The 10,730-nt window shown below is 39.5% G+C and carries 12 protein-coding genes and 1 tRNA gene; 1 reads left to right on the plus strand and 12 read right to left on the minus strand.

From position 1 onward, the window contains the following. Positions 1-99 precede the first annotated feature (99 nt). The 11 genes from AB1721_01720 to AB1721_01770 form a co-directional block, all read right to left on the minus strand. Positions 100-339, minus strand: coding sequence for a hypothetical protein (locus tag AB1721_01720; GenBank protein MEW5805424.1), 240 nt, complete (start codon positions 337-339; stop codon positions 100-102). 62 nt (positions 340-401) lie between these two features. Then, a complete protein-coding gene (locus AB1721_01725) occupies positions 402-587 on the minus strand; it encodes a hypothetical protein (GenBank protein ID MEW5805425.1) in 186 nt (61 codons plus the stop codon). A gap of 83 nt (positions 588-670) precedes the next feature. Further along, a complete protein-coding gene (locus tag AB1721_01730; protein MEW5805426.1) occupies positions 671-3,202 on the minus strand; it encodes an ATP-dependent Clp protease ATP-binding subunit in 2,532 nt (843 codons plus the stop codon). Further along, on the minus strand, positions 3,190-3,534 hold the full coding sequence (locus AB1721_01735) for a hypothetical protein (protein MEW5805427.1): 345 nt from the start codon (positions 3,532-3,534) through the stop codon (positions 3,190-3,192). Before AB1721_01735 ends, AB1721_01730 begins: the two co-directional genes overlap by 13 nt. A 45-nt stretch (positions 3,535-3,579) precedes the next feature. Beyond that, positions 3,580-4,878, minus strand: a complete 1,299-nt coding sequence (locus AB1721_01740) for an endonuclease Q family protein (protein ID MEW5805428.1) — start codon at positions 4,876-4,878, stop codon at positions 3,580-3,582. Positions 4,879-5,035: 157 nt separating this feature from the next. Continuing rightward, the gene (locus AB1721_01745; GenBank protein MEW5805429.1) at positions 5,036-5,419 is read right to left on the minus strand and encodes a hypothetical protein; all 384 of its coding nucleotides are present in this window, start codon (positions 5,417-5,419) and stop codon (positions 5,036-5,038) included. 106 nt (positions 5,420-5,525) lie between these two features. Then, a tRNA-Arg gene (locus AB1721_01750) sits at positions 5,526-5,597 on the minus strand. A gap of 1 nt (position 5,598) precedes the next feature. Beyond that, complete coding sequence (locus AB1721_01755; protein ID MEW5805430.1) at positions 5,599-6,234, minus strand: endonuclease; 636 nt, start codon at positions 6,232-6,234, stop codon at positions 5,599-5,601. Between the two features lie 6 nt (positions 6,235-6,240). Further along, on the minus strand, positions 6,241-7,392 hold the full coding sequence (locus tag AB1721_01760; protein ID MEW5805431.1) for an aromatic amino acid transport family protein: 1,152 nt from the start codon (positions 7,390-7,392) through the stop codon (positions 6,241-6,243). A 70-nt stretch (positions 7,393-7,462) separates the two neighbouring features. Then, on the minus strand, positions 7,463-7,726 hold the full coding sequence (locus tag AB1721_01765) for a hypothetical protein (GenBank protein MEW5805432.1): 264 nt from the start codon (positions 7,724-7,726) through the stop codon (positions 7,463-7,465). 61 nt (positions 7,727-7,787) lie between these two features. Beyond that, a complete protein-coding gene (locus tag AB1721_01770; GenBank protein ID MEW5805433.1) occupies positions 7,788-8,459 on the minus strand; it encodes a TIGR00730 family Rossman fold protein in 672 nt (223 codons plus the stop codon). A gap of 179 nt (positions 8,460-8,638) precedes the next feature. Here AB1721_01770 and AB1721_01775 point away from each other — a divergent pair, with 179 nt between their 5' ends. Continuing rightward, positions 8,639-9,127, plus strand: coding sequence for an NUDIX domain-containing protein (locus tag AB1721_01775; protein ID MEW5805434.1), 489 nt, complete (start codon positions 8,639-8,641; stop codon positions 9,125-9,127). Positions 9,128-9,414: 287 nt separating this feature from the next. Here the strand turns inward: AB1721_01775 and AB1721_01780 are convergent, their stop codons facing one another. Then, a complete protein-coding gene (locus AB1721_01780; protein ID MEW5805435.1) occupies positions 9,415-10,647 on the minus strand; it encodes a LamG-like jellyroll fold domain-containing protein in 1,233 nt (410 codons plus the stop codon). Between the last annotated feature and the right edge of the window lie 83 nt (positions 10,648-10,730).

Genomic DNA, 10,730 nt, shown 5'->3' on the forward strand with positions numbered 1-10,730 from the left:
ATCCTCTTGATTAAGAGTTTTTAAAAATTGTTTTCAATCTTTAATTGCTAATCTCAGTGGGAATAATACCTTTGGCAATGGTTAATAAAAGCGCTGAGACTATTTTGTCTTTATTTGATCAAAAAAATTAGCTGTCTGCTTGGCTTTGATAATCGCCTGAACCAAATACCAGTCCAATAAGCCAGATTTCTCCGAAGCTTGAATATGAAAAAAATCTAAAGCGCTGGATTTTATTTTATGCGATTTTAAAAATTTGTCAAGCCCAAGAATTATCTGGCCGGATTTTTCTGTCTCAAAGCTGTAAAGCTTGTTTTTTACTGAAAAAGAAACTGTAATCATGTAAAAACCAAAGGGCGAGCTAAGAATAATAAATAATGAACAAGGTTCCCCTAAAATACTTTCTAAATTTTATCATAAATTAAGCCGGGCAAAACCCGGCTTAATTCCTGGGTTTTCTGCTGGCCTGCCAAACATAGGCCAGCGTTCCCAGAATCCAGCCAAGCAGGCAAATCCCTGCCCACTTGGCTATTTCCCATTGCCGCAGCCAAACTGCGGCAACGAGAACCAAACAAGAAATTATCGGCCATAAAAACATTATGGCCGTTAAAAACTTTAAATTTTCCATCTTACCTCCTTTCAATCAAAATAATAACACGATTAAGAGTCCACGTCAAGAGAGAGTTTTTTCAAACCTGACTTCAGCTTGATTTAAAACCGCTTTGATCTTATCACTCTGGCCAATCTTTCCTTCTAAAATCTGCCGAGCTAAAACGTCTTTAATTTTTTGGGAAATTACTCCGCGTAAAGGCCGGGCGCCAAAAACCGGGTCATAACCCTGTCCAGCAATAAACCTGATTGTTTCCGGAGCAAACTCCAGAAAAATCCCCTGGGTTTGCTGAATTTGCTTGGCTAATTTGTTTAAATGAAGCGCGGCGATCTTTTCAATCTCTGCCAAGCTTAACTGACGGAAAGCAATAATATTGTCAAACCGGTTAAGCAGTTCGGGCTTAAAGATCTCGGTTAATTTATGCTTTAATTCTTCTTGAAACTCCGGCACAGTTTTGCCGCTCTCGATTTTTTCCCGGATAAAATTAGAATGAGCATTTGAGGTGCAGATAATAATCGCGTTTTGGAAATCAATTTTCTCATCTAGGTTATCAACTAAAATGCCCTCGTCAAACAAAGGCAGAAACAAATCAGCAATCTTTTCATTAGCTTTTTCAAACTCATCAAAGAGAATCAGAGAAAACGGATTAGCTTTGATTTTTTCAGTTAAAAGCCCATGAATCTCTCCATCAGGCGAACCAATAAAGTTCCAGATCGATTTTTGTTCTTGGTACTCTGACATATCAAACCGAATCATCTTGTCTTCAGAGCCAAAGTATAAGCTGGCCAGAACCTTTGACAGCTCGGTTTTGCCCACTCCAGTTGGACCAACAAAAAGAAAGCTGGCAATCGGACCTTTAGGCCGAGACAGACCAGCCCGGTACTGACGCAGAGCTGAAGCAACCTGCTTAACTGCTTCGTCTTGGTTAATTAATCTTTGATGAATATTCTCTTCTAAATTTAAAAGCTCTTTTGCCTCTTTGCCCCCAGCAATCTTAATTGGGATATTGGTTTTTCTGGCAACTAAATCAGCCACTAATTCCGGGGTTAAAACTGATTGGTTTTTACTTCTTAATTCCGCTGCCGCTTCCTGAAGCAGGTCAATTGAAACCCGAGGCAAAGGCCGAGAATGAAGATAGCGATAGGCCAACTCAACAATTTTTTTAATTGCCGGATAAGTAATGGTCAATTTCCATTTCTGTTCTAAAATAAACGCTTCATAAACCAAAAGCCGGATTGTTTGCTCTTGGTTGAGCTCTTTAACCTTGACCGGCTCAAACAGCTGTTCAAACTTTGGATTAGTTTCAATAATTGCCCGATAGAGTTTTGGCGTGGTCGTCCCGATCACCGGAATCAAAGAAGCCGCTAAAACCGGTTCAATCACTTCAAAGCCGCCTAATTCTTGTTCTTTGACGGTTAAGGCTAAGTTATGCAGGTCAGGAATAAACAAAATTATATTGCCGGCCAAAAGAATCTCGTCAACTAATTTTTGAAACCGTTCCTGAACCTCGCCGGCAGTGGTTGCCCCTGAAGTTATCTGGGCCAGATCAAGTTTAACCAGCCTTTTATCAAAGATCTTTTCCGGCACCGTATCTTTAATTATTCGCAGGGCCAGATGCTCAATAATTGTTGTCTTGCCAATATCTTCTTCGCCAATTAAAACCAAGTTATTCCGCTCTTCTCGGGACAAAATATTCATTATGGTTGCCAATTCGTTTTCGTGGCCAATCAAAAACCCAACCAAACCCTGACGGGCGGTTTCGGTTAAGTCTTCAGAAACAGAGTCTAAATAAGGCGTTGGTTTTGAAGTCCAAGCCCGATTAATTCTCGGCTTTTTTTTAATGGGTTTATCTGCCAAGGCTCTTTTTCTAATAATCCTTTGACTGATTTTTTTTGACAGCCCGGCAATGATAATCGCATTTTTAAAATCTTCCCGGGAAAAATTAATTTTTGGGGCCAATTCCTGGATTGACTTGGTTTTTAAAGAAAAAACCGCTAAAAAAATCGCTTCCGGAACAATGGTTTTCTGGTTCAGGCTAATTGATTCCTCAAAAGATTTACTGATGACTTTTTCCAGTTCAGCCAAGAATTCTTGCTTTTTTTGTTTAGCTAAAGAATCAAGTTGAAAGCTCTGGTCTTGGCGAAAGGTTTCTTCAATTGCTTGTTTTAACAGCGCCTGATCAATCCCAATCCTCAAGCAGATTTGCTTAATCTCTTTATAGTTCAAAAGCTCGGCCAAAATAAAAACTCCCAAAGTTTCGGCAGACAAACTTTCAGCCCGGTTAAAACAAGTCTTTAAAAAATTAAATGTTTTTAAATCAATAAACTGATTTAAAAGAATTTTCCCGCCTTCCTGATAAGCTTGAACAACTTTTGAATCAACCAAATGCTGGCCCTGAAGTATTCGCCAACCAACCCCGGCAAGAAAAATCAATAACAGCATGCCCAAAACTCTAAAACTGAGCTTCGGATCTCCTAAAAAAATCAAAGCCAAGATAAACGAAGCAATAAACAAAAAATAAAAAATTGCCTCAACTAAAAACCTTTCGGTCCGGCTAAGCCTAAAAAAAGAATTGTCAAAAATTAAGTTCCCCATTGACTAATAATTAAGAAAACCGCGACTGGCAGGACTAAAACCCAAACCAGCCAAATTAACAGAGCCAAAATAAAGATTAACAGATAAATCGTTGAACCAAGCAAAATTCGGAACAAACGGAAGATCGGGCCAATAACCCGCCCAACCGCTGAATAATCGCCATAAAGCGGCTTATTAATCAGTTTTAAATTAATTACCACAGCAAACTGCTGGTCTAAAACAGCCAAAAAGGATAGGGCCAAAGACCAAAAACGAGCTGTCCCGCCAATATACCAACCCCGGAAAAAACCAATAATCTCCTGAAAAATTTTTCTAAAAATAAACTCTAACATTGTTTGAATTATTGATTAAGGGTTTTAGATTACGGATTTTCATTGTTAAAACAAAGATTTCTGGGTTTTTAAATCTTCTCTCTCGCTTTCCTCAAAAACACTGATTTTGCCATACTCGCCGTCGTAACCCGCTTTTTTTATCACCTTATCCTCCCTAACGCGCTTGATTGCTTCAGCCAAAATCGGCTGGCCAATGGATTTAATCTCTTCAATTTCCAGATCAGTCAAGATATTAACCTCGCCGCCGAACTGCTGACAAAGCTGGTTATAAAGCGCATAAACTTGTTTGCCTTTAGTAACCAGGCCTAAAGATTCAGCAATTAACTCGTCCAGAGGCACTAGGTTTTTAAAAGGCACAAATTTCTCCGGCTGATAACCCTCTGGCCGATCAGCTAACTGCTCGACCCGGGACAAAACGCCGATTGTCAGCGGTTTGCCGCATTTTGGACAAAGGCCTTGATGCTCTTTAGTCTGGCTTGGAGCAAAGCTGATACCGCAGTCTCGGTGCCCGTCATAATGATACTTGCCCTCTTCAGGATAAAACTCAATTGTATAAGCCAGCTTTGCTTTCGGATCCCCTTGCCCGGATAAAAGTTTTGCCGGCGAACTGTTTTTTACTGCTTTAATAATATTTTGATAACTTAACCCCTCTAACTCAAACACATTTGCCTCTCTGCCAATCCGTACTAAAGAATGTGAATCTGAATTAGACACTAAAGCGACTTTGTCCAGTTGGGACAGGCGCCAGTTCATTGCTGAATCTGAACTTAATCCCGTTTCAATCGCATAAATCTGCGGAGTTAATTCTTCAAAACACTGTTCCAAAGAATCAAAACCTGACATTGAGCCAAAAACTGAGAACCAGGGAGTCCAGGCATGAGCCGGAATCACCATGCAGTCTGGATTGGACTCTAAAACAATCTTAGCCAACTCCTTAGAATCCATGCCAATAATCGGCCGGCCGTCAGACTTCAGGTTGCCTACCCAAGAGAGCCGGGTATTGATTTTTTCTACTGCTTCTAAAGAAGGCGCCCAGATTAAGATATGAACTCGCCTGGTTTTTCCTGTTTTTGAATAGATATGGCTGGTTTCCGCGGTTAGCATAAACCGAGTTGCTTTTTCAGAGCCAAAATCGGGGTCGTTTTTATAAACAAAAAGGCCCGATTCTGCCGGAACCAACTTATTCTTCAACTCATTAAACCAATCCGGATGAGTAAAATCGCCAGTACCGATTACCTGAATGCCTTTTAACTTGGCATAAGCGCTTAAACTCTCTAGCTCCATTTTAGCGCTGGTCGCCCGAGAATATTTAGAGTGAATCTGTAAATCAGCAACAATCTTCATCTCATTAGAAATTTAAGAAAGCTAATTCTTTGTTCAAAGAGACGAAGACAATAGTTGGCTTCGCCTTAGTTAAAAAGCTAATTCGCTTAATAAAGATTATTCTTTTTATTACTTTTGAGAACATAGACATAATAGCATTGCCTGTCTCTAACGAGATTCATAAGCCAATAGCTTTGGCTAAAAACCAGAAAATAAAGCCACCAACCCCCCATAAAGGCAGACTTAAAAAGCTAGTATAGCCACTAATAGAATATTTTTTATAAACCCAAAGCTTTTTATTCAAAATTTTATTATAAATCCAGCCTAAAAAATACTCGGCAAAAGTGCCGACAACAGCATAAACTAAAAACAAAACCCAAATTTTAATTCCCTCGAAATAGGACAGGACTGCAATCGGCAATAAAGGCACCGTCACAAGAGCCAAGTATTCGCTCCAGCGAAATCTTTTGGTTTTTCTGCCGTATAGATAAACCAGCCAAAAGCCAAAAAGGCTAACAGGAATTGAAACCAAAGCAAGGGTAAGCAAAAAATTGGTATTCATATAAAAAAATTATACCACAACTGCAAGCGCCCCTGAAAAGAATCACTAACCAAAAACTAATCCCTGCCAGAAGCCAGCAAGCGCCTTTGGCGGAAACTCCAACCAGTATCCCTGAGCAGAATCGAACTGCTATCTCAACCTCCGGAGGGTTGCGTTTTGTCCATTAAACTACAGGGACATCAAAACTTTGCCATCTTTGATTTTTCTGCTCCTTTCTGGTCAATAATAATTAAAGCATGAAAATCCTGATACAGCCGATAATCTTTAGGCAAATTTTTTTCAAATAAATTCTTTAAATAATCATAGGTTAAATTTTTCGCCAAACGATGTTTTTTTACCCAGCGGCGAGTGTATTCATCAATAACAAAACTTGGTTTATCGCAACCGTAGAGCAAAATTGAATCAGCAGTTTCCGGGCCAATACCATAAAGCGAGAGCAGTTTTTTTCTCGCGACAATTAAATCTTCTTTTAAAAAACCTTTTAAGCCGGCATAGTCTTTGATTAAAAAAGAACATAAATCCTTTAATCGTTTGGACTTAACGATATAAAACCCGGCTGGTTTAATTAACTTTGCTAAAAATTTTTCTTTTAGTCCGACAATTTTCTTAATTGACAGAACGTCGATCCGATCTAAATTTTTCAGAGCCAACTCGGCATTATGCCAGGTGGTTCTTTGGGTTAAAACTGCGCTAATTATAATAATCTCTTTTTGTTTTAGGGTTTTATTCCGAGCGCACCAGTTCGGCCAATACCCAACTGGCTGGTCATATTGATTAAGAAGTTTTTGATAAAGCGAATAAATCCTGTTTTTCATCTCTGATTAAAACAAACTATAATACAGCCCCAAGCCGCCGCCAACCAGTAAAATTCCTATTAAAGCCAAAACAACTGGTTTTGAGATTGAAATCAGCTGATGGCGATAATCAGGATATTTTTTCTTAAGTTTAATAAACATCAAAACTACGAAAATAGAATCAGTGCTTATCAAAACCGAACCCAAAACGCCCATCACCTGGACAAAGTTGTTGATTCCGATAAAAAACAAACCTAAAGGCAAAAGCGCCACTGCTGCTTTTGAGCCTAACTTGCCAAAATTAAAATCTTTAGCAAAAGTCTGGACCGTATTAATGCCAAAAGCCAGATAAGAAGTCATAATCTCCAAAAACGCCAGCAAGATTCCGGCATAAACCCAAAAAGCGGGCAGAACCGAAGTTAAGCCGCTGATCGCTTCCTCTGAAGTTTTAGCTCCGCTGGCGCCGAAGATAGACAAAGAAAAAAATAGGTAAACCAAAGCCGGAATCAAGGTGCCAACAATAATCACCGGTTTGATTAAATTAATTTTTTGATGCTCAATTTTCAGCAGATTAACTATCTCCGGAATCACCATTGAGCCGATTAGGGCGTACAAGAACAACCCATAAGGAAAGAAAAATGATTCGGCCGGAGAAATGGCAAAATTAGCATAATCAATCTTTAAAAAAGCCAAACTACTAAGAATCAAAAATAAAGACAAAGTAATCGTCGTGATATAGAAATTAATTCTGGCCGAGAGTTTCAGCTTTGCCAAAACCAAGGCCGTAGCTAAAAGCCAGAAAACAAAAATAATTAACTCTTGAGCAAGTGGCAAAACCGGTTTAATTAACAGCCCCAAAAATCTTGCCCCTAAAAGCAGATAAACCAACAAGCTGCCGAACACGCCCAGAACAAAAGAGGCCGCGGCAACGATCTCCGCCTTTTTGCCCAAATAAATTCTAACATAGCCGGGGAAACGATGGCTATTGCCGGTTGCCAGAATCACTTCAGCATAGAACAGATGAAGCAAAGTAACAAAAAATCCAAATGCTGCCAGCCAAAAAACATTTGCCAGCCAACCGGCTTTCAAAAATGAGTAAGGCAAAACTAAATAGCCGGCGCCGATAATCGTGCCGACCAAAAGAAAAACCGCTTCAAAAAAGACCAGTTGTTTTTTCATGCTCTTCAGAGTCAAACCAAACTATCACTCAGCTAAGCTTAGCTGATTCAAACTCCGGCCAAAGCCCAAACTAAGCTTCAGCCAAAAACGCTTCGTCGCCTTCTCTAACGCTCTCCAAAACTTCAGCGGAAACTTTCAAGCCGATCGCATCGCCTTTTTTTGCTTTTTCCACTTGTTCGTGCTCAATCTGAATTGAGTCAACTTTTTGCGACAAACCACCGTCTTTGGTTTGAAATTCTAACGTATCGCCAACTTTCAAGGCATTATCCAGCTCTAAAATCACCACGCTGATTTTACCGTAAAGATGGGTAACTGTGCCGATTTTTTTTGCCATAAATTTTAAAAAATTGTTTCGACCTCTTATTTTAACTTATTGTTATTATTATAACAGATCTCTAAAACTCTGCTCGACCGTCTTTGTCTATCTCCTTAACTGATTTTTGAATCAGCTCAAAAGCCTGATCGGCAGTCTCCACTAACTGAAAAATTTCTAAATCTTTTGGGCTGATATACTCATTTTTTAAAAGCGTGCCCTTAAGCCAATCTATTAATGGCTGCCAATAATCCTTGCCCACCAGAATAATCGGCACGGGCTTCATCTTCTCTGTTTGAATCAGAGTGGTTAATTCTGAAAACTCATCCAGAGTGCCAAACCCGCCCGGAAAGAACACATAAGCTTCAGCCGCAAAAGCCAACATTACCTTTCGGGTGAAAAAATAATGAAAATTGATTGATTTAGTGGTGTAAGGATTGGGCTTTTGCTCATGGGGCAAGCTGATATTCAGCCCGACTGATTCAGCTCCAGCCTCTTTAGCGCCCTGATTGCCTGCCTGCATAATTCCGGCGGCTCCGCCGGTTACCACCGCAAAACCCGCTTTTCCTAACCGCTTAGCCAGCTTTCTCGCTTCTTGATAATAAAAATCATCTTCTTTCACCCGGGACGAACCAAAGATACTGGCGCTTTTTCTATAATCAGAGATCAGCTCAAACCCATCAACAAACTCAGCCATAATCCGGAAGATCCGCCAGATAATCGTGTTGCGAAAATCATAATGCTTGTTTACCATAGTATATTTTTGTTATATTTAATAAAGTATAGCACGGCCACAAAGAAAATTTCCAATTTTTAATTTCTAATAGAACCCTACTAATTTATGAATTATTACTGATAATTACCAATCAATCTTACAGTATTATTGGTGCTGATTAGTAAATTGGCAGGATACAGTAATTTAACAATCAAGCAATGAAAACAAGTGCTGGAATCCTAATCTATCGTTTTAATCAAGGAAAATTAGAAATTTTCTTAGTTCATCCTGGCGGGCCATTTTTCAAAAACAAAGACAATGGCTTTTGGTCTATTCCCAAGGGAGAAAATGGTAATGAAGATAATGACTTATTCCAAACTGCTCTAAGAGAATTAAAAGAAGAAACCGGCATCGATCTGTTTAGTCTGTCTGAAGAAAAGTTTACTAAACTCGGCTTTATTGCTTACAAAAACTACAAACAAGTTTATGCTTGGGCAATTGAATATAACCTGCCGGAAAATTTTGAAATAAAAAGCAATTTATTTGAGCTTGAGTTCAAAAAGGGCTCGGGTAAAAAATACCAGTTTCCAGAGATAGACCGAGGCGGGTTCTTCCCGGTCGAGATTGCCAAACAAAAAATCCATTCCAGCCAAAAACAATTGATTGAGAGACTGGAAGAGATAACCACTGATAAAACTCAATTCTAAACTTAACTATACTTTAACCCACTTCCATATTTTAAAGTATGAAACTGGGTTAAATCTCAAGATTTGGTTGAAGTCTAACGGGTTCAGAGTCTAAGGTCTAAGTTTAAACCCTAGCAACTAGTTCGCGATCGCGAACTAGTTGCTAGGGTTTGGTTGAGGAGTATGTCGAAAATAGATCTTGCGGTGTCGCTAACTGACTAAGACATGATAAGTGAAGAATAAGTCAAAATCCGGAAACCAATCGATTGAAATTATTTGCTGTTAGTTACCGGTTGTAGGTTATTAGTTTATCTCGTGGCTTCGTAAATTGCTTTTATCTCTGCTTCGGATAAAGCGCGGTTATAGATGCGGACTTCGTCAATGGTGCCATCAAAACGATAGCTATTTGAGCTGTCTGAACCTATATAAACATTATAATTATTTACAGCGGGTGTCACTGTTTGTAATGTAGATCTATCTAATTGCCCATTGATAAAAAGCTTAAGCTTAGAACCATCTACCGTGAAAATAACATAATACCATTGTCCTGTTGAAAGGGACGAGGAATAATCTCCTAGGTTATAATTTATACCATCCCCTATCGCACCCCTCACTGTGCCTCCGGAATAGGACCAGAAGCCATAATTGAAAGTAGTTGCGCTACCCTGAAAAGCTTTTGATAATATTGAAGAAAAAGTGGGAAACAAATCTGCCTTAATCCAAGCCCCAGTACTGAAGTTGGGCGTTATGTCCAAACTTGGGGAATCAGACGCCATCACATAGTCATCCACCCCATCAAACAACAAGCACCCTCCTTTCTTGCAGTTGGTACTGGTTTGCCAGGTTGGTCCATTGGTTAAGGTGCCAGTGTTATTGTTGCCTGAGTAATCATAAGCTGTTGTTCCTGTTCCTTCATCAAAGGTCCAGTAGCCTACTAGGCCTTTGTCTCGGGTAAATGGTCCAAGATTAAGATTAGAGCCAAGCTCAAACACTCCTGGCATTCTGCCACCATCATTAATTGCTTGGTCAGCCACCTTGTTATTAGTTGATTCCATTAAACCAGTGAGCATAAAACTGCCTCCAGTGGTATAGGTATAGTAATACTGGCTATTATTAGTTGGATCAACTGGTAATTTAGCTAAAGGAGAGCCAATCTCTAAACCAGCCAGATTAACTGGTACCCAGCCAGAGCCATTGGTTTTTCTGAGATTAGTTTCAGTGACACAAGCATAGCTATATCCAGACGGAGCTGGGGGTAAAGAATAAGAAGCACAAGAACTGCTTGTATCTGGTAAAGAGAGATAGATCTTAGTAGAAGAACCCATGACTGGATTCAGGGTTTGAGATTCATAGATAGCCAGAGAGTTGTTCAATGACCTTAAATCAGCTAAGCGCTGAGAATCTCTTGCTTTTCTTAGCTGTTCCACTGGGTTTAAAGCAATAAAACTCACACTGGCTAAGACTGCCAAGATGCCGATAACGATCAGAAGCTCGAGAAGGGTAAAGGATTGGACAGACCTAACTCTAAGAGAGAATCTCATAAAAACTTATAAATTATCTATATTTTCTTTTCCTGCTGTTTTTGCCATTCTAATAATCTCTGATGATATTCTTCTAAAGCTCG

Source organism: Patescibacteria group bacterium, assembly GCA_040753135.1.
Lineage (GTDB): Bacteria > Patescibacteriota > Minisyncoccia > UBA6257 > Brennerbacteraceae > JBFMGR01.

Excerpts from the sequence above, each read along its gene's own strand:
- AB1721_01765 (MEW5805432.1), bottom strand. The coding sequence starts at position 7,726 with ATGGCAAAAAAAATCGGCACAGTTACCCATCTTTACGGTAAAATCAGC.
- AB1721_01730 (MEW5805426.1), bottom strand. The coding sequence starts at position 3,202 with ATGGGGAACTTAATTTTTGACAATTCTTTTTTTAGGCTTAGCCGGACC.
- AB1721_01770 (MEW5805433.1), bottom strand. The coding sequence starts at position 8,459 with ATGGTAAACAAGCATTATGATTTTCGCAACACGATTATCTGGCGGATC.
- AB1721_01775 (MEW5805434.1), top strand. The coding sequence starts at position 8,639 with ATGAAAACAAGTGCTGGAATCCTAATCTATCGTTTTAATCAAGGAAAA.
- AB1721_01725 (MEW5805425.1), bottom strand. The coding sequence starts at position 587 with ATGGCCGATAATTTCTTGTTTGGTTCTCGTTGCCGCAGTTTGGCTGCG.
- AB1721_01735 (MEW5805427.1), bottom strand. The coding sequence starts at position 3,534 with ATGTTAGAGTTTATTTTTAGAAAAATTTTTCAGGAGATTATTGGTTTT.
- AB1721_01745 (MEW5805429.1), bottom strand. The coding sequence starts at position 5,419 with ATGAATACCAATTTTTTGCTTACCCTTGCTTTGGTTTCAATTCCTGTT.
- AB1721_01760 (MEW5805431.1), bottom strand. The coding sequence starts at position 7,392 with ATGAAAAAACAACTGGTCTTTTTTGAAGCGGTTTTTCTTTTGGTCGGC.
- AB1721_01740 (MEW5805428.1), bottom strand. The coding sequence starts at position 4,878 with ATGAAGATTGTTGCTGATTTACAGATTCACTCTAAATATTCTCGGGCG.
- AB1721_01755 (MEW5805430.1), bottom strand. The coding sequence starts at position 6,234 with ATGAAAAACAGGATTTATTCGCTTTATCAAAAACTTCTTAATCAATAT.
- AB1721_01720 (MEW5805424.1), bottom strand. The coding sequence starts at position 339 with ATGATTACAGTTTCTTTTTCAGTAAAAAACAAGCTTTACAGCTTTGAG.
- AB1721_01780 (MEW5805435.1), bottom strand. The coding sequence starts at position 10,647 with ATGAGATTCTCTCTTAGAGTTAGGTCTGTCCAATCCTTTACCCTTCTC.